Annotated in this window: 23 protein-coding genes, 1 tRNA gene and 1 pseudogene; 14 read left to right on the forward strand and 11 right to left on the reverse strand. The window is 30.3% G+C overall.

What is annotated here, in order from left to right:
• Positions 1-25: 25 nt before the first annotated feature.
• The 7 genes from ACKGJI_RS04265 to ACKGJI_RS04295 all read left to right on the forward strand — a co-directional run bounded on the left by ACKGJI_RS04265 (position 26) and on the right by ACKGJI_RS04295 (position 6,700).
• Positions 26-1,210 (forward strand): acetylornithine transaminase, encoded by a 1,185-nt coding sequence (locus ACKGJI_RS04265; protein WP_458701333.1) that lies wholly within the window; start codon positions 26-28, stop codon positions 1,208-1,210.
• On the forward strand, positions 1,188-2,381 hold the full coding sequence (locus ACKGJI_RS04270; RefSeq protein ID WP_458701334.1) for a TolC family protein: 1,194 nt from the start codon (positions 1,188-1,190) through the stop codon (positions 2,379-2,381). The genes ACKGJI_RS04265 and ACKGJI_RS04270 overlap by 23 nt, the downstream gene beginning before the upstream one ends.
• Entirely contained in the window at positions 2,368-3,390 is a 1,023-nt protein-coding gene (locus ACKGJI_RS04275; protein ID WP_458701335.1) for an SAM-dependent methyltransferase, read from the forward strand. The genes ACKGJI_RS04270 and ACKGJI_RS04275 overlap by 14 nt, the downstream gene beginning before the upstream one ends.
• Positions 3,391-3,666: 276 nt before the next feature.
• Positions 3,667-3,864 (forward strand): sulfur carrier protein ThiS, encoded by a 198-nt coding sequence (gene thiS, locus ACKGJI_RS04280; RefSeq protein WP_458701336.1) that lies wholly within the window; start codon positions 3,667-3,669, stop codon positions 3,862-3,864.
• A 162-nt stretch (positions 3,865-4,026) separates the two neighbouring features.
• Complete coding sequence (locus ACKGJI_RS04285; RefSeq protein ID WP_458701337.1) at positions 4,027-4,986, forward strand: ABC transporter substrate-binding protein; 960 nt, start codon at positions 4,027-4,029, stop codon at positions 4,984-4,986.
• Between the two features lie 11 nt (positions 4,987-4,997).
• Positions 4,998-5,900, forward strand: coding sequence for an ABC transporter permease (locus ACKGJI_RS04290; RefSeq protein ID WP_458701338.1), 903 nt, complete (start codon positions 4,998-5,000; stop codon positions 5,898-5,900).
• Positions 5,897-6,700, forward strand: a complete 804-nt coding sequence (locus ACKGJI_RS04295) for an ABC transporter ATP-binding protein (RefSeq protein WP_458701339.1) — start codon at positions 5,897-5,899, stop codon at positions 6,698-6,700. Before ACKGJI_RS04290 ends, ACKGJI_RS04295 begins: the two co-directional genes overlap by 4 nt.
• Before the next feature lie 441 nt (positions 6,701-7,141).
• On the opposite strand, the gene ACKGJI_RS04300 is transcribed toward ACKGJI_RS04295, so the two are convergent.
• From ACKGJI_RS04300 to ACKGJI_RS04310, 3 genes are all read right to left on the reverse strand, one after another.
• Positions 7,142-8,218, reverse strand: coding sequence for a tyrosine-type recombinase/integrase (locus ACKGJI_RS04300; RefSeq protein WP_458701340.1), 1,077 nt, complete (start codon positions 8,216-8,218; stop codon positions 7,142-7,144).
• Positions 8,208-8,462: a hypothetical protein gene (locus tag ACKGJI_RS04305; protein WP_458701341.1), complete on the reverse strand. Its 255-nt coding sequence runs from the start codon at positions 8,460-8,462 to the stop codon at positions 8,208-8,210. The genes ACKGJI_RS04300 and ACKGJI_RS04305 overlap by 11 nt, the downstream gene beginning before the upstream one ends.
• Before the next feature lie 108 nt (positions 8,463-8,570).
• Entirely contained in the window at positions 8,571-10,370 is a 1,800-nt protein-coding gene (locus tag ACKGJI_RS04310; RefSeq protein WP_458701343.1) for a DUF262 domain-containing protein, read from the reverse strand.
• 85 nt (positions 10,371-10,455) lie between these two features.
• Between ACKGJI_RS04310 and ACKGJI_RS04315 the strand changes: the two genes are divergently transcribed.
• Entirely contained in the window at positions 10,456-10,710 is a 255-nt protein-coding gene (locus tag ACKGJI_RS04315) for a hypothetical protein (RefSeq protein ID WP_458701344.1), read from the forward strand.
• An 85-nt stretch (positions 10,711-10,795) separates the two neighbouring features.
• Here the strand turns inward: ACKGJI_RS04315 and ACKGJI_RS04320 are convergent, their stop codons facing one another.
• Positions 10,796-11,392, reverse strand: a complete 597-nt coding sequence (locus ACKGJI_RS04320; protein WP_458701345.1) for a pilus assembly FimT family protein — start codon at positions 11,390-11,392, stop codon at positions 10,796-10,798.
• 55 nt (positions 11,393-11,447) lie between these two features.
• Between ACKGJI_RS04320 and ACKGJI_RS04325 the strand changes: the two genes are divergently transcribed.
• Complete coding sequence (locus ACKGJI_RS04325) at positions 11,448-11,768, forward strand: hypothetical protein (RefSeq protein WP_458701346.1); 321 nt, start codon at positions 11,448-11,450, stop codon at positions 11,766-11,768.
• A 17-nt stretch (positions 11,769-11,785) separates the two neighbouring features.
• Here ACKGJI_RS04325 and ACKGJI_RS04330 read toward each other — a convergent pair.
• Positions 11,786-12,280: pseudogene (locus tag ACKGJI_RS04330) on the reverse strand (DNA/RNA non-specific endonuclease); the annotation flags it as partial.
• Between the two features lie 88 nt (positions 12,281-12,368).
• Here ACKGJI_RS04330 and ACKGJI_RS04335 point away from each other — a divergent pair.
• From ACKGJI_RS04335 to ACKGJI_RS04345, 3 genes are all read left to right on the forward strand, one after another.
• A complete protein-coding gene (locus ACKGJI_RS04335) occupies positions 12,369-12,683 on the forward strand; it encodes a transposase (RefSeq protein WP_458701347.1) in 315 nt (104 codons plus the stop codon).
• A gap of 11 nt (positions 12,684-12,694) precedes the next feature.
• Positions 12,695-13,558, forward strand: coding sequence for an IS3 family transposase (locus tag ACKGJI_RS04340; RefSeq protein WP_458701694.1), 864 nt, complete (start codon positions 12,695-12,697; stop codon positions 13,556-13,558).
• 169 nt (positions 13,559-13,727) lie between these two features.
• Positions 13,728-17,765: a PKD domain-containing protein gene (locus tag ACKGJI_RS04345; RefSeq protein WP_458701348.1), complete on the forward strand. Its 4,038-nt coding sequence runs from the start codon at positions 13,728-13,730 to the stop codon at positions 17,763-17,765.
• Positions 17,766-18,068: 303 nt separating this feature from the next.
• Here the strand turns inward: ACKGJI_RS04345 and ACKGJI_RS04350 are convergent.
• Positions 18,069-18,145, reverse strand: a tRNA-Met gene (locus ACKGJI_RS04350).
• Between the two features lie 48 nt (positions 18,146-18,193).
• Complete coding sequence (locus ACKGJI_RS04355) at positions 18,194-20,179, reverse strand: hypothetical protein (RefSeq protein WP_458701349.1); 1,986 nt, start codon at positions 20,177-20,179, stop codon at positions 18,194-18,196.
• A 153-nt stretch (positions 20,180-20,332) separates the two neighbouring features.
• On the opposite strand from ACKGJI_RS04355, the gene groES reads away from it, so the two are divergent.
• Together groES and groL are read left to right on the forward strand one after the other, a co-directional pair.
• Positions 20,333-20,602, forward strand: a complete 270-nt coding sequence (groES, locus tag ACKGJI_RS04360; RefSeq protein ID WP_458701350.1) for a co-chaperone GroES — start codon at positions 20,333-20,335, stop codon at positions 20,600-20,602.
• Between the two features lie 12 nt (positions 20,603-20,614).
• A complete protein-coding gene (gene groL, locus ACKGJI_RS04365; RefSeq protein ID WP_458701351.1) occupies positions 20,615-22,249 on the forward strand; it encodes a chaperonin GroEL in 1,635 nt (544 codons plus the stop codon).
• Positions 22,250-22,341: 92 nt separating this feature from the next.
• Here groL and acpS read toward each other — a convergent pair whose 3' ends face one another.
• The 4 genes from acpS to ftsY form a co-directional block, all read right to left on the reverse strand.
• Positions 22,342-22,719 (reverse strand): holo-ACP synthase, encoded by a 378-nt coding sequence (gene acpS / locus ACKGJI_RS04370; RefSeq protein ID WP_458701352.1) that lies wholly within the window; start codon positions 22,717-22,719, stop codon positions 22,342-22,344.
• Complete coding sequence (gene fliL, locus ACKGJI_RS04375) at positions 22,719-23,246, reverse strand: flagellar basal body-associated protein FliL (RefSeq protein WP_458701353.1); 528 nt, start codon at positions 23,244-23,246, stop codon at positions 22,719-22,721. The genes acpS and fliL overlap by 1 nt, the downstream gene beginning before the upstream one ends.
• Before the next feature lie 72 nt (positions 23,247-23,318).
• Positions 23,319-24,674, reverse strand: coding sequence for a DNA repair protein RadA (radA, locus tag ACKGJI_RS04380; protein ID WP_458701354.1), 1,356 nt, complete (start codon positions 24,672-24,674; stop codon positions 23,319-23,321).
• Positions 24,674-25,555: a signal recognition particle-docking protein FtsY gene (gene ftsY / locus ACKGJI_RS04385; RefSeq protein ID WP_458701355.1), complete on the reverse strand. Its 882-nt coding sequence runs from the start codon at positions 25,553-25,555 to the stop codon at positions 24,674-24,676. The genes radA and ftsY overlap by 1 nt, the downstream gene beginning before the upstream one ends.
• Positions 25,556-25,557: the final 2 nt, after the last annotated feature.

The following is a 25,557-nucleotide window of genomic DNA, read 5'->3' on the forward strand; positions in this document are numbered from 1 at the left end:
TAATTAGATTTTTAAAGGATGAAAAATGTTAGAAAAATTAGATAAAGATTATGTACTTCAAACATATACAAGAAATTATGTAAATTTTAAACAGGGGCAAAATGCTACTTTATTTGATGAAAATGGAAAAGATTATATAGACTTTACTAGTGGTATAGGAGTTGTAAGTGTTGGTCATGGCAATCATCGTTTAGCAAATGCTATAAGTGAACAAGCACACAACATTATACATATATCAAACCTTTATTTGATAGAACCACAAGCAAAATTAGCTGAAAAAATCAGTAAGCTATATGGAAAAGATGTAGCAACTTTTTTTGCAAATAGTGGTGCTGAAGCAAATGAAGGAGCGATAAAACTAGCAAGAAAATATGGTCAAAAAAAGTTTGAGAATAAAAAATATAAAATTATAACTTTAGAGCATTCATTTCATGGAAGAACTATTACTACTGTTAAAGCGACAGGACAAGAGAGTTTTCATAAACCAGATTTTTCACCATATCCTGATGGTTTTTTACATGTAAAAGATTTAGGAGAAGTTTATAAAAACATTGACGATTCTACAGTAGGCGTTATGATAGAACTCGTCCAGGGTGAGGGTGGAGTTGAGCCATTTGATAAAGAAGAGATTCAAAAGCTAGCTAATTTTTTAAAAGAAAAAGAGATTCTTCTAATAGTAGATGAAGTCCAAACTGGTGTTTTTAGAACAAGTGAATTTTTAGCGAGTAATCTTTATGAGATAGAACCAGATATCATTACTCTTGCAAAAGGATTAGCAGGAGGTGTTCCAATAGGAGCTATTGTTACAAAACATAAAGATATATTTGAAGCTGGAGATCATGGTAGTACTTTTGGTGGTAATTTTTTATCAACAAGAGCTGGGCTTGAAGTTTTAGATATACTTGAGAGTTATAAAGACAGTGGAATTTTAGATGAAAATTTTATATATTTTGAAGAGAGTTTAAAAGAGTTAAAAAATCAATTTGAAAACCTCTTTGAAAAGGTAGTTGGGCTTGGCTTGATGCGAGGTTTGAGATGTAAAGATGGTGTTGATTTGTCAATGCTTATAAAAGTAGCTTTTGAAAATGGAATATTAGTTTTAAAAGCTGGAAGAAATACAATGAGATTTTTACCACCTCTAACTATAACAAAAGAAGAGATAAAAGAGGGATTTGAAAGGTTAAAAAATGCGTTTGAAAATATTGCTTAGTGTATGTTTGCTTGCAAGTTCAGTAATTGCAAGTGATAGTGCTAGTTCGTATTTGTCATCTTTGAAAAAAGATAAATTAGAAATTGACAAAAAGAAGGTAGAATTAGAAAGTGATAATCTAAAATTTGATTGGATAAACCAAATAAAAGCTTCTTACTCATATAGCAATTCTGATATTACAGGACAAAGTGTTGATACTGGTTTATTGTCTGTAACATTTAATCAACCGATATTTAAAAGTGGTGGAATTTACTACGCTATTAAGTACTCTGGTGCTAATAGAGAGTTTATGAGATTAAGTACAAAGCTTAATGAACAAAGCCTTGTAAAAACTGTGTTTTCTTCTTTGCTTTTGATGAAAAAATATGATTTTCAAATACAAAAACAAAAATTGATGATTGAAAACGCAAAAATTGATGTGATGAGAAAAAAAGAGCAGTATGAGAGTGGATTGCTAGATAGTAGCTTTTTAGATAGTGCTATTTTAGATAAAAATAAATTAGAAATCGCACTTTTAGATTTAGAATCTCTTAGATACTCACAACTCATGAAATTTAAATCATACAGCGATTTAGATTATAAAAGTATAACTCCTCCAAAATTTAGTATGATTGAAAAAACAAAATACTTGGATGAATCACTTTTGATTCAAACAAAAGCTTTTGAAGGCAAAAAGTATGATTATTTAGAAAAAATGACGATGGCAAACTATTTACCTACTGTATCACTATATGGTGGCTTATATGATAAAAAAATAAAATATCCAAATTCTACTTTAAGTGATAGCTACAATCAAATAGGCATAAGTATATCAATGCCATTGTTAGATATAAACAGAGGAAGAACGATAGAGTTAAGAAGATTGGATTTTTTAAAATCAAAGTTAGATTTAGCTGATACAAAAGTTGAAGAAGAAAATAATTACAATGATTCAGTTAAAAAGATTGAGCTTTTACAAAAGAAAATAGCTTTAGTTAAGAAAAGTGAAAAATTGTACGCTTCACTACTGAATTCAACAAAAGAGTCATATGAAGCCGGAGAAAAAACAATTTATGATGTTGATACTTTAAAAAACTCTATGCAAACAACAATGCTAGACCAAAAAATCTACGAACTTGATATTCAGCAAGTTTTACTAGATATGTATGCAAAGATGCATGGTGAAATTTAGCTCATATATGAATGAGTGGCTTTATGCCCAAGATGGATATTATGCTACTCATAAGACAATAGGAAAAGATGGGGATTTTTATACAGCTGTTAGTAGTAGTCAATTTTTTGGTGGAAGCATTGCAAATAGGTTACTAAAAACTATAAATGAGGGTTTTTTAAGTAAAAATAGCTATGTTGTTGAGATTGGAGCGCACAAGGGTTATTTGCTTGCAGATATGGTGCAATTTATCTATACACTAGAGCCTAAGCTTTTAGAAACTTTGACGTTTGTGATAGTTGAGCCTTTTGTTAGTAATCAAAAAGAGCAATTAAAATATTTTGAAGATAGTTTTGGTGATGCCATAAATTTGCTACATGTAAAGAGTTTAAAAGAGCTTACATGTAAAGAAGCTTTTTTTGTAGCAAATGAGATATTTGATGCTTTTTCTTGTGAATTAATCAAAGATAATAAAATGGTATATATGAAAGAGCACACTCCGTATTTTGAAAAAATACCTTTACATGTAGAAAAAGTTTTAAACAAATATAACATAACAAAAGGTGAAGTGGCACTTGGATATGAAGAGTTCGCAAAAGATATGGCTAAGTCATCACAAAAGTTTGAATTTGTAACTTTTGATTATGGTGAAAGAAGTGCTAGAAATGATTTTTCAATAAGAATTTACCACAAACATAAAGTTTATCCATTTTTTGCTTTAACTGATTTTGTAAAAGATGAAGAGTTAAAAGAAGATGTAAAGCTTGAAGAACTTTATAAAAAAAGTGATATTACCTATGATGTAAATTTTGAGCACTTAATAGGAGCTTACAGTGAAGCTGGAGTTACATGTAAAGAGTACTCATCACAAATGAAAGCTTTAGTAGAATTTGGCTTAATTGAGCTTTTAGATATTTTAAAAAACAATGCAGATCAAAAAACATATAAAGCAGAATTAAATAGAGTTAAAACTCTTATTGATCCAGCTTTTATGGGTGAAAGATTTAAAATGGCTCGTTTTAGAAACTGACCTTACGCACTATATATAGTTCTTGATAAAACAAGAAGGCGTTATATGCAAGGCAGATTTTTAAAAGCCTAGCCTTAGCTAAGGTGAGAAAATCTAACGCAGCCAGATAATGCCTTATTGTTTTACCATTTGGTGCTTTTTGCAACACTCCCTTGGGACGTTAAAAAGTTTCAAGTTACAATAAGTAGCTTTTCAACTTTTTGCCTACCAATGAAGTATTGCAAAAAACATCAAGTACTACATATAGTGCGTAAGGTCAGTTAGAAAGGGTGAGAAATGAAGATTATCGTAAATGGTAAAGAAAAAGAAACTAATGCACAAACTGTTAAAGAATTACTAAATGAGCTTTCCATAAAAGACAAAGTAATGGCAAGTGCAGTTAATATGGAAGTGATTAAAAAAGAACAATGGGATACCTGGAAATTAAAGGATGGAGATAAAGTGGAGTTTTTAGAGTTTGTTGGTGGAGGATGATTTTATAATTATTTGAGTAAAATCATAACCAATAAAATCTCGTAATGCTAGGTATATAGTCTAAATAGATTTAAGTAGCCATTTAGCAATAAATATATACAATAATTCCGAAACTAAAATACAGCTTCTTTTAAAATATAAAAAATTAATACAAGGATTAACATGAAAATAAGTTCTATTGTTAAAAGTGCAGTTATGGCAACTGCATTATTAGGTGGTATGCTTCAAGCTAAACCAGTTTACATTGCAACAACAGCAATAGTTGAGCATCCTGCACTTGATGCTGTAAGAGATGGTATAAAAGAAAGATTAAATGAAAGTGGTTATAAAGGTGACAAACTTAAATTCACTTATGAAAGTGCTCAAGGAAAGCCTGATATCGCAGCACAAATTGCTCGTAAGATAGTAGGAGATGCTCCAGATATCATAGTTGCTATTTCAACACCTTCAGCACAAGCAGCTGTAACTGCTAGCAAATCAATCCCTGTTGTTTTTTCAGCTGTAACAGACCCATTAGCAGCTAAACTAATTACTAGTCTAAAAAAGCCAGGTGGCAATGTGACAGGTTTATCAGATATGGCAAATGTTAAAGAGCATTTAGAGTTAATAAAAGCATTTATTCCAAATCTAAAAACAGTTGGTATCCCATATAATCCAGGTGAAACTAACTCAGTTTCAATGCTTGCATCTATCAAGGTTGAAGCTGCTAAAATGGGAATCAAAGTAATAGAATCAGCTGCACCAAAATCTTCAGATGTAATGATTGCTGCTAAACAATTGGTAGGTAAAGTAGATGCTATATACTGCCCAATTGACAACACAATCATTAGTGCTTTTGAATCTGTTGTAAAAGTTGGTATTGATGCACAAGTTCCAGTATTTGCTGGCGATACAGATACAGTTTCTCGTGGTGCTATCGCTGCTATAGGTTATGATTATTTTGATTTAGGTCGCCAAACTGGAGATATTGTTGTTCGTATATTAAAAGGTGAAAAGCCAGGTTCAATTGATGTGAAAATGGCAAAAGGTACTAACTTGTATGTAAATCCAAAGATGGCAAAAATGATGGGTATCAAAGTGCCAGAAGAGATACTAAATCGTGCAACTAAAGTAATCAAGTAAGAGTTAGTAAATTGTCACTTTATGCTTTTTTAGGAACATTAGAAATAGGCTTCATTTATGGCTTGGTTGCCATTGGAGTCTATCTTACATTTCGTATTTTGGATTTTCCAGATTTAACTGTCGATGGAAGTTTTACACTAGGTGCTGCTACTACTGCTACTTTAATTGTCTCTGGATTTAATCCATACTTAGCAACACTTATAGGAACACTTGCTGCAGCTTTTGCTGGTTTGGTAACAGCATGGTTAAATCTTCGTTTTAATATACTTCATCTTTTAGCTAGTATTTTGACTATGACAGCATTATATACTGTTAATCTAAGAGTAATGGGTAAACCAAATGTTGCTTTGATTATGGAGCCTACTATGTTAACTCCATTTTTAAATTTAGGAATCCCAGCTATGTACATGAAAGTTATATTTGTTGCTATATGTGCTATCATTGGTGGATTACTTGTATCTTGGTTTTTATATACTCAATATGGCTTAGCAATGAGAGCAGTTGGCTCAAACAAGCGAATGGCTCAGGCAAATGGTATTGTAATTAATGAAAAAGTATATGTTGGACTAGCACTTTCAAATGGACTAGTAGGACTAGCAGGCGCTTTGTTTGCTCAAACAAATGGTTTTGCTGACTCTACTATGGGAATTGGTACGATTGTTGTTGGTTTAGCTGCTGTAATTGTTGGAGAATCCCTATTTTCTACTCGCTCCATTTTAGTTATTGTGATGAGCTGTATACTTGGTTCTATTTTGTATCGTATTGCTGTTTCTATGGCTCTTAATACTGATTTTTTAGGTTTTCAAGCTTCAGATGTAAATCTTCTAACAGCAGTACTTGTTGCTTTAGCATTGGTCTTTCCAAAATTGCGTAGTGAATCTAAAGCAAAAAAAGCAAAAAGGCAAAAAATATGATTCGTTGCGAAAATTTACATGTAACATTTAATCATGGATTACCAGCTGAAAAAAAAGCCTTGCAAGGGATTGATTTAGTTATTCCAACTGGAGAATTTGTCACCGTAATAGGCTCAAATGGAGCCGGTAAATCAACTTTGTTAAATACTATAGCTGGTGATATTGAAACAACTCACGGCCATATATTTTTTAATGATAAAGAGGTTACAAAACTACCAGCAACTGCTCGTACTAAAGATATAGCTAGGGTATTTCAAGATCCACTTGCTGGTACTTGTGGTGATTTGACAGTAGAAGAAAACATGGCCTTAGCTTATGGTAGAGGACAAAGAGGAACTCTATCTTTTGCGCTAAATAGTAAACTTCGTAAATTATTTAAGGAGCAATTGAGTCGTTTAAATCTTGGTCTTGAAGATAGATTAGATGCCCAGATGGGACTTCTTTCAGGAGGGCAAAGACAATCTGTTAGTTTATTGATGTCTGCACTGCAACCAAGCAGTATTTTATTGTTAGATGAACATACAGCTGCACTTGATCCAAAAACAGCTGCACTTATTATGGATATTTCTTCTCAAATTATTGAAGAAAAAAAATTGACGGTATTGATGGTAACACACTCAATGCGTCAAGCACTAGATCATGGTACTCGTACAGTAATGCTACATGAAGGAAAAATTGTTTTTGACATAAAAGGAAAAGAACGCTCTGGCTACGAAGTTAAAGATTTATTGAATTTATTTGCACTTGCACGAAATGACAATGAAGAATTAGATGATGATAAACTATTGTTAGATAGATGAAAAAATTCTGATATTATGCTAAGATGTAAAAACATTATCTAAACTAGCTAAATAGCACAATGATATTTAAAATAGAACAAACAGTAAATATAGAAAACTCTTCTTCTTAAGTTTTCTATATTATAATTATCAAAAAATTAACTCAATAATTTATGAGATTGAATTGTAATTATCTTTCAACGGGCAAAATTTACAAAATAAGCTACTTTTTTAAGTAAATCTTTCTAAAACATTGGACACTTTTGGGTACAATTTGGGCACAATATAAAAATTAAACTTTTGAAATACCGTATTTTGGGGGTTTAAAGGGATATGGTGTCAAGAGGGAGACTTGAACTCCCGACCTCCGGCTTATGAGGTTGACGTACATTTTTTTGGAATCCCTAAACATAGGTGTCTTTTCAAAACTATTTAGAAAATGTGTCTAAAATGTGCCATATTTTATTTTAATTCGTCTAAAGCTTGATTAATAATTTTAACTTTTTCCTCATTGATAGTAGGTGTATAATAATGCTTATCTGAAATATTTTTTGAATGACCTACTATTTCAGTTAGTAGATCTATACTTACTCCCTGATTTCTCATGAAGGTAACATAGCTATGTCTTGTAACCTTTAATTTTTTATATTTAACCCCAATTTTTTTAAGAAGTGGTTTAAAATGTCTCTCTAGTATAGCTTTACCATCTGAGAAAGGCTTACCTAACCTTGATACAAAAATCCATTCGTAATTATTGTTTAATTTTAAATTATATAATAATTTTATAACAAAATCTGGAACAATGATTATACGATTATGATTTTTAGTGTATGTGTTGTATTTAATGGTACCTTTTGAAATAGATCTTTTTAAATAGATTAGATTTCTATTAAAGTCTATATCCTCCCATTTTAAACCTATTAATTCTCCAACACGTAATCCACTTGTAAAAGCTAAAGATAAGAAAACTTTTAACCATCCTTGAGAGTTATTTAATATTTTTTTTATTTCTTCAATATTATAAGGTTCCTCTTTTTTGTATTTAACTGAAATCTTTTCTGCAAAATTAATTGGATTTTTATTTATTAACTCATATGATTCAGCTTTATTTAGTATTATTTTAAATATATTTCGAACTCGATTTACTGTAATTGTAGAATATCTTTCTAATAAAATAGATTGCCATCTTTCTATATCATAGACCTTTATATCTCTTATGTCATATTGTGCAAAGTATGGTAAAATTAATCTCTTAAATTTAGATATATAATCTTTCTGTGTGTTTTTATCTCTTTTTTTTGAAGTAAGATTTAATACTTTATAAGAAAATTCTTCTAAATTAAAATATATTTTATTTTCATTTTTTTCATTATCAATTATTTCTAATAGTACTTCTCTATGATTTTGCTTAATCCATCTCAAATTTAATTTAGTAGCTTTTTTTTTAGTACTTCTTCTATATCTTTTACCATCTATTGTACCATGTACGTGTATATAATTATTTCTAATAAAATAACCTGTTGTTTTTTTATTTTGCATTATATCTCCTAATTAGTTCTATTGCTGTTTTTTTCGAAACTTCAATTTTTCCTCTTTTTTTCCAATAATCTAAGCCAGGCGTAAAGTTTCTCTCTAGGTAAGAATTTACCGTTTGTCTTTTTTTCCCCGTAATGTTACAGATGTAAGATAAAGTGGTTTTATTAGGAACTAATAATTCAATCATGTTTTTTATTTCAATTATCATAATTTTTAAATCCATATCATAGTTATTTTCATATGACATTAAGTATCTCCTTTTTGCTTTAATTATAATTTATACTTAAAAAACAAAAAGGAGAAATTTTTAAAAATATATAAAATGTATAAAAATTATTCAAAGTGCCATCAATGTTTAAGATTGTTTAAAATAATTTGTAATTATTTCTGCAAATATTTTTGCTCTGTCTTCCAAAATTTCTAATTCTGAAACTTCTTCATTTATTAGATTAACATTTAAATAATTTTGTCTAAGTATGTTTTCAAATTGTTCTTTAGAATAGATTTTTTTTAATTCGTTTAAATAACTATAGAAGCCAACTTCTTTAATTTCATATCTATTTGTATTTATATTTAGCAAAGAAATATTTGCTATAGAATTTACTATAGAATTTGTATTTTTTTTGGATTTTGGCACTAAATGATGTTCATCTAAAGTGTTATTTTTAAATCCTATTATTTTATTATTAGTTAAGTCTATATATCCCATACCAGTTGGTCTTTCATTATATAATATATAAAGAGAAGAATAGTATGTAGCACTTTTACCACACATTATACTTTTTATATAATCAGCATCTAGAGTTAAATCCATATTTAAAGATAAACTTACATTGTGTTTTTGTAATAAATTATTTAAATTATGAATCTTTTCAGAAAAATTATGAAATTTCATTATAATGTCGAGGTTTGTCTTTGAAAATCCAATTTTTTTAATATTTGTATAAAGTATATATTTTTTCAAATTTTCAATAAATATTGCTTGATTCTTAATTGCTGGAAATTTTATAATTAAAGGAATAATATATTCTATAAATGTACTATTCCCCAATTCAATTAAGTGATATTGATTTAACCATTCTATAGTTTTCAGTATTTCTATGCCATAAGATTTCCACATGCTAAACCAAAATGATCCATCTTTATTAAACATAATTGATTTTGTTATGTGAGGATGGTTATTTTTTAAAAAAAGCTCAAGAATAGATATAATACGAATAACTCTTGCTAAATTTTTATATTGCATTAAATTACTAGAATATTCAAAATATTGTTCTATTGCTTTAGAACTTTTAGATTGTTCACAAAATTTTCTAATTTCATTTGTTAAAAATTCTGCTAAACCTTCATTATCAGTAGAATTTGAGTTCTTTTTAAAAGTTTTTGCATTTATTAAATCAAAAAGAGATAAATTTTTGCCAGTTGAATTAACCTTTTCAAAGACTCTAATAACCAAAGAAAGATCAGAATCACCACTTATTAATGTAATGGGTATTCCATAACCACCAACTGATCCTAATAAAGCATTTAAATAATCAGTGTATTTATCAATTTCTTCCTCTTTTTTGTCTTCAAATTTACGTAGAAATCTATTTATTACAGCAGCATATCTATTTTCAATTATAGCACGTCCAGAGATAAATCTATTGTATTGTCTTGTATTTTTTTCATCTCCATTTATAGTCGTTGAAAAAGATTTACAAAAAGTTGAGCTTATTTTAGAGTAATTATAATTACTTTGGGAAACTATTCTACTTTTAATCCAAGAATCTTCTAAAATATTATCTTCAGGAAATCTATCAACTAATATGGATAATAGATCAAAATAATACTCTTTATTGGGATCAAATCCTAAAAAGATTCGTGCAATAGAAGTTATACGTTGTTGGCCATCTAAGACATACTCTCCTTTATTGTATTGAACCTGAACTTCGTTGTTTTTAAGAACGCTTGAACCTATTTGCAATGTTCCATTTATAGGCATGACTAGCATTGATGAAATTGGATATCCTCTAATAATAGAATCTCCTAAACTTTCAATATCGCCAGATTTCCATACAAAATCTCTTTGAAACTTTGGTATATGAAACTCACCTTTGAATATTTTAGAAACCAAATCTTGTAAAGTTACATCTAAATTTTGAATTGCACTCATATTTTTTCCTTAGTATCAATATTGATATTTTTATTAATAAAAGTATCATATAAAATACATTAATAGCTGCTTAAATAGTATCATTATGGATACGATTAGTTTATTTTTATGTTATATAAGAAAAAATATGTATAATTTTAATATGAAAACAAAAATAACTAACAAAGAAATTGCGCAGTTACTAGATAAAAGTGAACAAACTATAAAAGGGTGGAAAAGTAAATCTCCAAAGCTACTTGAACTAGTAAAATTAGGCGCAATTTGTAAATTAAACAATTTAGATCAAGAAAAAATTATTAAATTATCTGAACTACAAGAAGTTATTAAAAATCAGAATTAAAAAGTAAAGAATAAGTTTTATAAACATTTTAAAAAGAAATATTTAAGACTCTGTATTATGCTAATGAAAATATTGTATAAAAAATTTAAGGCTTCAACCTAACATATCCAGTCTCTGGCATGAGTTCAATCGTTTTATCATTAGCAGCATTCCCATCACTAATAACAATAGTACAGATATTCGTTATTAGATTTTGATAAGATGATGTAGATGGATTAGTTGTATCGTCATAAGGTCTTCCCATATTATCAAAAAATATTTTATTGTTAGAACAGTTATTAGTAATGCTCACACCATATTCTTCTGAAACATCTAATTCTTTTGTCTCGGTGGGATTTAATTTTTTAGTTGTATCTAAAGTATTTGTGGCGTATGTAGTACCACTATTAGAGCCATCATTTTTATAGTTGTAATGCGTTATTGCATATGAAGTAGAATTTATATCAATATTCCATCTATTCCTATAATAGTATTGATTTGATGGCTCAAACTTATTATCCATCATTGCTAGATGTTGAGTATATCTTATATTACTTAACAATTGTTCAGCGGCTCTTATTGTATTATTTGTTTCAAAACTAGGAGCAATCATAACTGAAATGATTCCAATAAGAACAATGACCATAACTAGTTCTAACATTGTGAATGCAGAAGTGATTTTCTTTTTAATAAATTTACTCATAAAAGGATTATATCATATTTTAGATATTATTACTAAAATAAAAAAAGGAATGACCATGTACACATCATTAAAAAATATAAGTGCTTTAGTTTTTATAGTTGCAGGGACTATATTTATCGCTAATCAAATAAATTTATTTTTAAAAAACAGCCAAGACGATAAAGCTAAAACTGTTATTATTGGTGTAATTGCTAAAGAGTGCCAAATTATTAAAAGACAAGGCAATAATGAATCATCTTTTGCTTCTGCATCAAAAGCACTTGATAAAGTTATAGGTAAGGGAGTCAATGCTTTAGATGAAACAACATATTTGAGAATTTTATCTATGTGTTATGGAGAAGTACCATATGGTGAAAAGAAATTAATAAATAAATAATATAAGTTAAAAATCATTCATAGTTTATCACAATCAACCAAGTGATTTTTTAACTTATCAGCTTTAACATCAATATCATTTTTATTTTCATAGTAAAAGCATTTTTTATAATTTTTTTCATCATTATAAATCATTTTCCAAAAAGCACTAGGTACTGCTATTTGATTTTTACCAATTCTTTTTGGATTAGATGGATAAATAACTCCATTTAAAACATTTACAGAGCCAAGAGATACAGCAATTTTTCTTTCAAGCTTCTCTGCTTTTATCCAGATCTTTCTATTAATCTTAGGAACTTGAGGAATTATGTTAGCCATAGTGTAAGTTTTTCTAATAACTTTTTTATCATAATCAAAACTTGCATCATTTGCTAAATGACCTCTATCATAACCTGAATTTGTATAATCTCTTGTATGACTTCTATATTTTTTTGGTAAATTTTTCTCTGTATAAAAGCTTGGACGCTTTTTAATATTGCCTTTGTTTACTAATGTACCATCAAGTTTATAAGCTACATACTTAGCACCTTGATCTGGCTACACTAAATAGGACACAGAAATTAAGTAATTCTGAGTTAAAATTAGTAATAGAAGGAAGATTATGTCAAGAAGTCAATATAGTGAAGAGTTTAGAGCTTCAACAGTGCAGTTAATTTTAAATAATTCAAGATCCATTCGAGAAGTTTCTGATGATTTGGGTATTCATGAAAAAACCTTGTATAGCTGGATAAGAGCTTATAAAATAAAAAACAATATTCCGATTGAAGGAAGAGGTGCACATTTTAAGAAGACTAATTCTGTGAAAGAGTCCCATGAAGAAGAACTCAAGCGTTTAAGGGCTGAGAATAAGATACTTAAACAGGAGAGAGAAATTTTAAAAAAGGCAGCCGCATACTTCGCCAAAGAAACTCTCTAAAGTATGCATGGATTAAAGAGCACAGGAAAAGTTTCTCAATAAAACTAATGTGTAGATTGTTTCAAGTTACAAGAAGCAGTTATTATATATGGATAAAAAATGGTTCTATAGTAAATAAGGTAGATAAACCTTTAAATGACCTTTTGCAAAAGATTTTTGAAGAGGCAAGAGCTACATATGGCACAAGAAGACTAAAAGTAGTGCTAGAGAAGAGATATGGGATTATTGTATCTCGTAGAAAAATACAAAAGTCCTTGAGCCAGCTTGGTTTAAAAGTGAAGATGAAAAGAAGATATAAAGTTATAACTACTACTTCCAATCATAAATTACCTATATCACCAAACCATCTTGAGAGAGACTTTTATACGAACAACTCTAATAAAGTATATGTTGGAGATATTACATATGTGCCAACTTATGAGGGATGGCTTTATTTAGCAGTAGTGCTTGATATTTATTCCAGGAAGGTTGTAGGATGGTCTATGAGTCACTCTTTACACACTTCTCTTGTAAATGATGCATTGATTATGGCAATAAAGAGACGAACGCCTAAGAAAGGACTTGTTTATCATACTGATAGAGGTAGCCAATATGCTTCATACGAACATAAGGCTATTTTAGAAAAATATGGTATTACTCAAAGTATGAGTAAGAAAGGTGATTGTTGGGATAATGCTGTTGCAGAGAGTTTCTTTCACTCTCTTAAAACAGAACTTATCCATCATGAAAAGTTTATTTCAAGAGCTCAAGCCAATGAAAAAATATTTGAGTATATAGAAATTTTTTATAATAGAAAGCGTTTACATTCTTCTAATAATTACATGTCACCTTATGAATTTGAAGAAGTAATGTTACAAAAAGAAATAGCTATGTAGAATATAAAATTTTATGTCCTAAATACTGTTGACAGATCATTATTAGCCAACTTTAAATCCGCAGAAGATATAATTCTATTGTCAAATGTAGAAAAATATTTTTATTTTAACAGTTACAGTTAATGATAAAATTGAGTGTGAAATTAAAACTGTCTGAGGAGATTAAGCAATGGTTTTAAAAAAGATTTTTGTTATGGGATTGATAACTATAAGTACATTGTATGCAAAATTACCTGACTCGAACCAAATTGATACGACAGGCACAGCAGGTGCCATTGTGTTTAAGGGGTTGACATATGGAACCATAACATCCCCAACAACTGGTAAAGCATGGTTAGACAGAAACTTAGGAGCCAGCAGAGTTTGTCAAAGCTTTGATGATGAACAGTGCTATGGAGACTATTACCAATGGGGGCGAAACGCAGATGGGCATGAAAAATCTAATAGTGCTACAACTGCAACACTAGCAACATCAACTACAGGTGTAAATAATGGTGGTAAATTTATAACTACTTCACAAGAGCCTTATGATTGGACGGCTGCAGATAGCAACGGAGCAATTAGAAGTCAAAACTGGAATCCTTGTCCATCTGGATATAGGGTGCCTACAATAGATGAGTTATCAAGTGAATTAATAGGTGGTGATAAAGATAGTGCTTATAATACATTGAAATTGCCAATTGCTAGTTTTCGCATCGATTCAGGCTTGAAATATAAAGACTCATATGGTCATGATGTTGGTCGCTTATGGTCAAGTGAACCTTACAATGATTCAGTCTCTTCATATGCTCTCGGCTTTGAGATTGGATACAATGGTAATTACAGACATATAGACAGCCGAGGTCAAGGCTTTTCAGTTCGTTGCATCCAAGATGAATCATCTATCATATCAAACCAAGCTCCAATCGCGAATCCCGGTGAAGATCAAACAGCTTACGAAGGGAATGTTGTAACACTCAGTGCTGCTAATTCAACTGACAGTGATGGAAATATCACAAGCTATGAGTGGAGCGAGAACGGTGTTGTGCTCTCTAACGATATGAATTTTACAAAAGATGATTTTAGTGTAGGTACACATACTATTACACTCAAAGTTACTGACAATAATAGTGCGTCAAGTTATGCGACCGCAACGGTTACCGTCAATGAATTTCCTAAAGAAGAGCCCATTATCTCATCCATATACATACCTTTCCACAAAGAAATTACACCAAAAAATTTAAATGTTTACTTTAAAGCTGGAGACAATATCAACACAAATGACCTTAGTATAAGCATAGATGACACTATCATCACAGATGGCGTTTCTCTAAATAAAGCAGATGGCATACTAAAAGTAACAATCCCTATGCAAACTGAAGGAACACATATTGTAACACTCACAAACTCTAAAACAAACCAAGAAGCAAGTGTAACACTTATACTAAACTCTGTACCTTTTAGAGTTGCAAGAGAACAGGGAAGTTTGGACTTTAATGGAGGTGCAAGTGCGGGATGGGAAGCTAAAGGAGAAATTAAAATACTCGGAGTTGGAGGTGAAATATCTGCTGGAGTAAAAGCCCGACTAGGTTTAGGTGAAAGTTTAAATGGGTATGACAACTTTATAATTGCAGACGAAAAAAATCAAGGAGATTTACACATTGGTTTTCCATATAAAGCATCCGCTTCATTAGGAACTGAAGCTTCTACTAAAATGGATTTTAGGATTCATAATGTTGCCAAGGTTGGAGTAGATTTGGCAAATATTGGTATAAAAGCTACTCATAAGACATATGTTGTGAAATATCCTTCTTCTCTAAGCTATCCTGAGGACATACATGCAATAGGTGCATTATATATACCCTATATTGTAACATCAATGTTACCTCATGCTAATACTATTGCGGATACTGTCGTATCAAATCCTCAAAAAGAACTTACGGTAAGTTCAAACTCGTTTAGTGTAAATAATGATTTTTTAAAAACCTACGCTAAAACATCATATAAAGAAAATAATATTTCCGTATCTTTCCCTTATTTATCTGCAAGTTTGTCGTTTGCGGAACTTAATTATCTAAAAAATGTAATTTATACAACTGGTCATGATGGAAATTTTGATATAAATTTAATAAAAAGAAACTACAATGGATTTAAGTTTGATGTTGGAAAATTAAAAGTTCCTGGATACTCCGGAAGTATTTTAGAAAATGAAACCGCAAATCTGTCTTATGTAGAAAGAGGAGAAGAGTATGGAGATGATATCGTAAGACTTGGCTTTAATCTTAACTCCCCTGTATCATATCCTGCACTTCAAAGCAGTATTGTCTTTGATAAAAATGAAGTTACATATCATCTTTCAAGTGAAGACTTTAGTGCTTTGAAAGATAATTTTAATTTAGATGAATTTAAAACTTACAGCTTTAAAAAGCCAACATTGGTAGAGTCTTGGCTAAGAAGCAAAGATGACAATATAAATCTACCTATAATTAAACTATCTCTTGAAGCTGGGATTGGCTTAGATGGCGAACTATCTCTTCAAGCAAATAGAAGTGAAAAGATATTAGCTGGTGTTGCTTACAGTGTTGGAAATAAAATGTATGTCATATATCACAATACCTTTGATGATGGAAGATTTCTATATCGAACTATTGATTTTAGGAAAGATTACCCTGATAATGTTATGGTAGAGTCTCTAAAAGATAGTGCAAGTGATTTAAAAGCTGAGATAAAAAACAGATTATTGGGAGCTGTAAAAGTAGTTTCAGATGTAGCGACCGCAACAGGCAAAAAGATAGTAGATGGTAGCAAGAAAATAGCACAAGTTGTAACAAGTGGCACGATTGAAGCGATACAAAAAGCAAATGGGTTAGTATTTAAAGTGTATCAAGTAACTCAAAGAGTATTACCAAGAAAACTATATTCTCCTGCTCAAGATAATGAACAACTTATAAACAATGCAAATTTAAACTTTGTATCTGACCTTATACATATAGATGTAAATGAAACAAGCAGTGGTGAAGATGTTATCTTCTATCCTCAATATGGAGATTTAAATGATACTATACTGGTACAGTTTAAAAATGGATACTGGAGTAAACTTGAAAATACTACTTTAGAAAATGGTGGTATAAAATACTTTGTATCTCAAAGCGGACTATATGCTTTAGCAAAAGACTTTGCAGGTGCACAAGATATATTTGCTCAAGATATGGTGAATGTACAAACAGATGGAACAGCCGATGTGGTTTCTAAAGTTATAAAAATGCAATCAGGCAAAAGTGCAAAAGATTTAGATTTTACAATTGATATGGAAAATTACTTTACTTTGGTTGATGGTAATGCAAGTTATGGCTCAAACCCGATAAGCATAGAAAAAACTTTTGATGCCAATGGAACTCTATCTCTTTTAATAACTGCAGGAAGCAATGAGGGAGAGGCTACAGTAAATGTAAAATCAAATACTGGATATATAAAAGACAACTTCAGAGTCTTTGTAACCAAACCTGAAACTCTAAAACCTACTGAAAACTTTGACATAAATATCACTACTGATAAAAAAAGTTATAAAATAGGTGATAAGTTAAAAGTAGCATTTTCTATAAATAAAGATTACAATAGTAGTTTGATAAGTGTTATAACTCCAAATGGCAATAAAATAAACTCAAATGAGTTTAATCTCACACAAGATGGCTTGTATCGTATAAAAGTACAGGCAAATGATTTAAATGGTTATCTACACTCAAGTACACATACTATCAATGTAAACGGTATAACTTTACATAAAGGCTGGAATCTAATCAGTGCAAATATACTGCCTCATAGTTTAAAAGCACCTGTTGGTATAGTATGGAAGTTTGCTGATGCAAATTGGAGTGCATATTCACCTGATATAAATATAACTGACAAACTAAACAATTCAGGACTTGGACAAATAAAAGAGTTAAAGAATTCAGAAGGTTTTTGGATAAAAGCTGACTCAAATATTACACTGGTTGGATTAACAAATGATAGTGACTCCAATCTATCTATAGGTTCGGGATGGGAGCTCCATGGTGTATCAAGATACACTAACATTACTGATTTAAGTTGTAAGGATGGGGATATACAATATGCTTGGAAATATGTAAGTGGAGCTTGGAAATTATATGCACCATCACTAAGTAACCAACCATATGATTCATTTAAAACTATTTATCCAAATGAGGGATTCTGGACTTATTGTAAATAATGAAAATCAAGTAGTGAGAGATTAGTGTTATGCTTTTCTCTCACTATTTATCTAAATAAAACGCATTTTTCTGCTCAATAGACTCACGCCTCTTTTTTTTAATCTAATTGGACTTTGGGTCTTACGCTACAATTTAAAATAAACACTTTATTTCATAAACTATTGAAAGCAGGTAATTTGTATATATTTTTACCGGGTCTTAGATTGGGTCTTTTTTATATATAATTAGTGATATTTTTAACAGAAATGGCTCTTTGGGCTGTCGGTCTAAATGTGTGTAAAGTACCTAGTTTAGGGGGTTTATGGTGTCAAGAGGGAGACTTGAACTCCCGACCTCCGGCTTATGAGACCAGCGCTCTAACCAGCTGAGCTACCTTGACACATTTAAACAAGGTCGAAATTATACCTCGTTTAAACTTAGATTTTTGTTAAAAAAGTTTCAGTAGTTCTTTTGCTGTATCTTGCCATTCTTTTGGAATATTTTTTTCTATAGCTTTATCTATCTTATTTTTTAAATAATCAGAACTGCTTAAAGAGACTTCTGGTTTTTTGATTGAGCCATTGATACTTCCTTTAAAATCTTTATTTTTTATTTGTACTTCAAAATCGCTGTCTATAACATCGTTTTTCAAATCTACAAAACCACTAGGTATCTTTAGATAACTCTCAAGTCCATTCATTAAGAGTGTGAAATTTACTTGTTGTTTGTCAATCTTTGCAGTAAGAAGGGTGTCTTTATAGATTTCTTGAGTTATATCAAATTTACTAGCTAAAAAGAGAACATCACTTAATTCATTTCTTATTATTTTACCATTAAGAGCATCGATTGCAAGGTCTCCTTTTTTGGTTGAAATGTTATAGTTAAATGATAAAGATGCCAAAGAATCAAAAATTTTTGGATACATGAGCATTTCGCTTAGTTTTAAAGTTGAAAGCTCTTCGCTTTTTAAATAAAAAACATTATTTTCAAAAGTATATGTACTATTTGCATCTAAAAACCCACTGTTTCCATCGATATATAAACTATTTTGATATCTTAAATTTCCTGTAGAATTAAATTCTCCATTTAGTTCTTGATTTGTTAAAAATTCTATTTTTTGCAAATTTGGTAAATGTAATGAATATTTACCTTCTAACTCATTGTTTTCTAGTTTAACTGTAGTATCAAAAAGAGATATATTTGCTATTTTACTTAATATATCAGCTTTGATATTGGCTATATTTTCTTGTATAGTTGCGTCAGCTTTTAGTTTATATGGAATAACTTTTTTTATTTCTTTATCAAATTTTTCTACATGTAAAGCTCCATCATCTACATGTAAAGATATATTTCCATTTTTATTTTTGTTTGTTATGTCATTTATTTTTAGATTTAAATTGATTTTGCCATCACTGTACATTGGTTTTTTAAGCGTATACATTAAATTTTTGATTGAGATATTATTTGCATTTGCTATCAATGTTTCATTATCTAAACTAGCTTTTAATTTACCACTTAATAAGTTAGAATGCAAATTTACTTTTAAATTGTTTTGTGTTTTTTCTAGGTCTCCACTTAGTAAAATTTTTCCTTGAAGTGGAAGGTTGATATTAGGCTCAAAAATACTAATATCTGGCAGTAAAACTTCATAATCACTTTTAAGTACATTTTTTTCAATATTAAAAGAAGTTTTCTTCAATAAAACTTTTGCAATATTTGATACTATATTTGAATCAGTAAGCAAAATATTTCCATCAATCTTACCACTGATATTTCCCCTATATGTAATATTTTCTAAAAGTTTAATACCAAAGTTTTTGTAGAGTATATTGCTATTAATTACACCATAGTGGATTAGAATATTTCCTTGTCCTTTGTATTTATCTTTGCTTAACTCCTTGGTATCAATATTTATATCAAACATCCCTTTTGTATATATTGGTTTTTTTAAGATAGCTAAGACATCTTCTATTTTTACATTTTTTGCATCTATTTTTATATTTTTAACATTTTTATCTTGCATATCTAGAAAAAATCTTATGTTGGATCTAAAAGCTTTTCCCGCTCCGTTAATTTGATATCTTTTTAATGTTCCAATTAGTTTACCTTCTACATGTAAAGGTTGTTTTATAATCACATAAGGTGTTTTGATATTTTTTCCATCTACGATATATGATAAGTTAAATCCTCTTTTTAGTAGATCAAATTCACCATTTACAATTACTTTAGAGCTATTATCAACCAATATCTCCAAATCTAAAAAATTTGTTTTTAAGGTAAAAGCCTCAATTTTAGTATCTCTTTGTAATTCTTTTGCGATATATTTTTCTAAATAAGGTTTTATTGTATTGTTACCTGATTGTGTAAATAGTAAGAAAAAAGATGCTAGTAAAAAAATTAAAATAATTGATAATAAAGCCAAAAAATATCTCATAATATCTCCTTTAACTCATAAAACTTTAGTGTAATTAACTAAAGTTTTATAAAAAAATTATCGGTAAGTGTTGACAAATTCATTGTTTTTTTGTAAAATTTCAGCACTCAAAGATTTAGAGTGCTAAAATTAATAAAAAAACAAGGAGTCATTATGGATTTTACACCATTAGGACAAAGAGTTCTTATCGAACGCGTAGAAGAGCCAACAACAACCGCTTCGGGCATTATTATACCTGATAATGCAAAAGAGAAACCTTTAAATGGTAAAGTTGTTGCGATAAGCAAGGAAATTGCTGAGCAAGGACAAATTGCCGTAAATGACACAGTAGTGTTTGGAAAATATGCTGGAACAGAATTAAGTCTAGATGGAAAAGAGTATCTAGTAATGGAAGAAAAAGAAATTTTAGGAATTTTAAAATAAAAGGATATAAACATGGCAAAAGAGATCGAATTTTCAGATAGCGCAAGAAATGCACTTTATGAAGGTGTAAAAAAATTAAGTGATGCAGTAAAAGTAACAATGGGACCTCGTGGACGCAATGTTCTTATCCAAAAGAGCTTTGGAGCTCCATCAATAACAAAAGATGGTGTTTCAGTTGCAAAAGAAGTAGAACTTCCTAATACAATTGAAAATATGGGAGCTCAACTAGTAAAAGAAGTTGCATCAAAAACTGCTGATGAAGCAGGAGATGGTACAACAACTGCTACAGTTTTAGCTCATGCTATTTTTAAAGAAGGCCTTAGAAATATTACAGCTGGAGCTAATCCAATCGAAGTTAAAAGAGGTATGGATAAAGCTGCTGAAGCTATTATGGCTGAGCTTAAAACAATTGCTAAAGAAGTAAAAGACAAAAAAGAAATTGCTCAAGTTGCTACAATCTCAGCTAATTCAGATACAAAGATTGGTGAACTTATTGCTGAGGCTATGGAAAAAGTTGGAAAAGATGGTGTCATCACTGTTGAAGAAGCAAAAGGTATCCAAGATGAGTTAGAAGTTGTTGAGGGTATGCAATTTGATAGAGGTTATCTAAGCCCATATTTTGTAACAAATGCAGAAAAAATGGAAGCTGTATTAGATAATCCATACATCTTATTATATGACAAGAAAATCTCTAACTTAAAAGATTTATTGCCAGTTCTTGAGCAAATTCAAAAAACAGGAAAACCTCTTTTAATCATCGCTGAAGATATTGAAGGTGAAGCACTTTCAACATTGGTTATTAACAAACTAAGAGGTGTGTTAAATATCTCTGCAGTGAAAGCTCCAGGATTTGGAGATAGAAGAAAAGCAATGCTTGAAGATATTGCAATCTTAACAGGTGGACAAGTTATAACTGAAGAACTTGGAAGAACTTTAGAGAGTGCTACACTAGATGACCTAGGACAAGCAAGCTCAATTGTAATAGATAAAGATAATACAACTATCGTAAATGGTGCTGGTCAAAAAGATGCAATTGAAGCAAGAGTTGCACAAATCAGATCTCAGATTGCAGAAACTTCTAGTGATTATGATAAAGAAAAACTTCAGGAAAGACTTGCAAAACTAAGTGGTGGTGTTGCTGTTATCAAAGTTGGAGCTGCAACTGAAACTGAAATGAAAGAGAAAAAAGATAGAGTTGATGATGCACTAAGTGCAACAAAAGCTGCTGTTGAAGAAGGTATCGTAATCGGAGGTGGTGCTGCACTACTTCTAGCTAATTCAAAAGTAAACTTAGAATTAGACGGTGATGAAAAAATTGGTGCTGAAATTGTAAGTAGAGCACTAATGGCTCCAATGAAGCAAATAGCTGAAAATGCAGGTTTTGATGCAGGTGTTGTAGTTAATAATGTAACAAAAGAAAGCAATGAAAACTTTGGATTTAATGCTGCAACTGGTGAATATGTAGATATGTTTGAAGCTGGAATCATTGATCCAGTAAAAGTTGAAAGAGTTGCACTACAAAATGCTGTATCAGTAGCAAGTCTACTTCTTACTACTGAAGCAACAATAAGTGATATTAAAGAAGATAAACCAGCTCCTGCAATGCCTGACATGAGTGGCATGGGCGGTATGGGAGGAATGATGTAATTTAGACTTTTGTTAAAGTCTTTACTCATTTCTTATATTAAAAGGGGGATTCAAGATTTATCTTGAATCCCCCTTTTTTATTTTATAATAACTTAGTGAAAAAGCTTTTTATTTAATTCTTGTTTTGTTTGTATAAAAGCAACTGCTATGGCATAGCCATCATCATGAGTTATACTAAGAGAAGTATCAGTTATATCAAACATATCTATTAAATGTTTTGAAAGTGTAAAATAGGGAGAGTTGTTTGAATTTTTGTGTATTTTTATATCAAAAAAACTACAATTTTTGCTAATTCCCAAACCTAAAGCTTTAGAAATAGCTTCTTTAGCAGCCCAAAAACCTGCTTTTGTATCGTCTGATTTTGCTAATTTTATCTCATCTTCGTCCAAAAATTTTTCGAGCGCTTTGAAGCCAAAACGCTCTTCAAATTTTTTTATTCTTGAAATTTTTACTAAATCAATTCCAATCATTATTGAACAACAAAATCAGTAAAAAAGATATTATTTATTTGACCATCAGCTAAAACATCATTTATTTTGCCGACAATCTCATCTTTTAGTCTATCCTTTCCTTTCATTGTACTTACTTCTTCAAAGGTTTTAGAAGATAGAACTCTGATAATGATATCTCTAATAAGAGCTTTTTTTGTATCCATCTCAGCTGATAATTCTGGTTTATCAAGCTCTATATCTAATTTTACCTTTAGATACCTGCTTCCACCTTCACTTAAAAGATTTACCACAAATTGATCCATAGGATACATAGGCCCTACTGTAAGATAATCTTTTGAGCGTCCTTTAGAAACCTTTTTAGCTGGCATAGATTGAGCTTGTTGCATAGCAGCAGTATCTTCATCGCTACTACCAAGTAAAAAATAAGCAGCAATTCCTCCTCCAACTAAGAGAAGCACAAGTAAAACAATAATCAAGATTAAGACCATATTCCCGCCAGATTTTTTTTCAACTACTTCTTCTTGTTCTTTTGCTTCTTCTGCCATTTTAATCCTTTTTATTTTCTTCTATGTAAATCGTTCGAATTATAAAAAAATTTACCCAAAATTTTTATAAATCTACATCCATTCTATAAGTTTTGAAACTTCATCAACTTTAAAACATTTAATACCTTCTATTTTTTCTGAAGGAAGTGATGGAATTATTGCTTTTGTAAAGTGTTGAGATTTTGCTTCATTTAGCCTGATATCCAAGTTATACACATCTCTAATATCACCAATTAAGCTTACTTCTCCAATAAAAATGGAATCACTACTAATAGGTCTATTCCTAAAACTACTAATGATTGCTGCAATTATTGCTAAATCTGCTGAAGTTTCAGTTATCTTGATACCACCTGTTATGTTTACAAATACATCATATTGGTTAAAAGGAAGGTCTAGTTTCCTCTCTAATAGTGCTAAAAGCATATTTAAGCGATTTAATTCATATCCAGTTGCACTTCTTTTTGGATTTGAATAGCTACTTTCACTTACTAATGCTTGAACTTCTATAACGATAGGACGACTTCCCTCCATGATAACAGTTATGGCTGAGCCTGCTTGAGAAATTCCTCTTGTGAAAAATTTTTTAGATACATCTTTGGCACTAACAAGTCCTTCTTTAGTCATTTCAAATATACCAACTTCACTAGTTGAACCAAAGCGGTTTTTAAATCCTCTAAGAAGTCTTAACTCTTTTGAGCTATCTCCTTCAAAGTATAAAACTGTATCAACCATATGCTCTAGTACTCTAGGACCAGCGATACTTCCTTCTTTTGTTATATGCCCAATGATAAAAATTGCGATTGAATTATCTTTTCCCCATCTCATAAGCTCAAAAGTTATCTCTCTTACTTGAGAAACACTACCAGGAGCAGATGATATTTTTTCACTATATATTGTTTGTATCGAATCAATTACAAGGGCTTCATATTTTCCATTTGATAATTCAGCTAAGATATTATCCAATCTAATTTCACTCATTAGGTACAGATTATCAAAGCTACTTTTTAATCTATCGCTTCTTAGTTTTATTTGTCCTGCTGATTCTTCTCCACTAACATAAAGTACTTTTTTATTTTCTTTTGCTAAGTTTCCAGCAATTTTTAATAAAAGAGTTGATTTTCCAACACCAGGACTTCCTCCAATTAATGTCAAGCTACCACTTACTATGCCTCCACCTAAAACCAAATCAAGCTCGCTGCTACCAGAACTAAATCTAGAAATTTTATCTTCTTCTACTTTAGTTATAGAGATTGCTTTATTTGATGGATTGGAGTTTGAGTTTGAATTAATCTCTTTTAAAACTTCAATTTGTTTTGAACTAAGCTCTAAAAACTCATCCCATGCTCCACAATTTGGACATTTTCCTAGCCATTTAGAGCTTTGATGTCCACATGCTTGACATTCAAATAGAGTTTTCTTTTTTGCCATTATGACTCTTCGTTTATGAAAATAGTATCTAAAATTGCATCTATAAATTCATCCGGATTAAATTCTATCAAATCATCTTGACTTTCTCCAACTCCTACATAATCAATTGGAAGTTTTAACTCTCTTGCAACTCCAAATAAAGATCCACCTTTAGCAGTTCCATCAAGCTTTGTGATGATGATAGAATCAATGCCAACTATTTCATTAAAAGATTTTGCTTGATTAATGGCTGAGCTTCCTTGAGTTCCATCTAGTACTAAGATTTTTCTGTGCGGAGCTCCACTTTGTGCTTTATCGCAAATTCTTACTATTTTTTTTAGTTCATTTGATAGGTTTGTATGGTTGTGCAGTCTTCCTGCTGTATCTATGATGACGTTATCAAAATTTTTTGCAACAGCTGAAGATATTGTATCATATGCTACGGCTGATGGATCATGGTTTTGTTGTGTGTAAACAATAGGAACTTCAAGCTTATCTGCCCATCTTTTTAATTGCTCAATCGCCGCAGCTCTAAAAGTATCACTAGCTCCAAGTATAACTTTTTTACCACTATTTTTGTAAATATTTGCAAGTTTTGCTATGGTAGTAGTTTTTCCTGCTCCATTTACTCCGATTACTAAATCAACATGAGGCTTTGTAGATACTATATCCTTTTTATCATAGATGAAATATGTTTTCATAACTCTTTTTACATCTTCTTTTTTTACGCTCTCTTGTGGAGGAAGATAATATATTATTTCTTCTACGATTTCATAAGGAACATCAGATTCTAAAAGAACATCTTCAAGTGTATCTTTATCAATTTTAATTACTTTTTGAGGTAAAACTTCTTTTATAGCTTCAGCAGTTTTTGCTAAACCTTTTTTTATAAAACCTAACATTA

It is taken from the genome of Sulfurospirillum sp. 1307 (assembly GCF_054408545.1).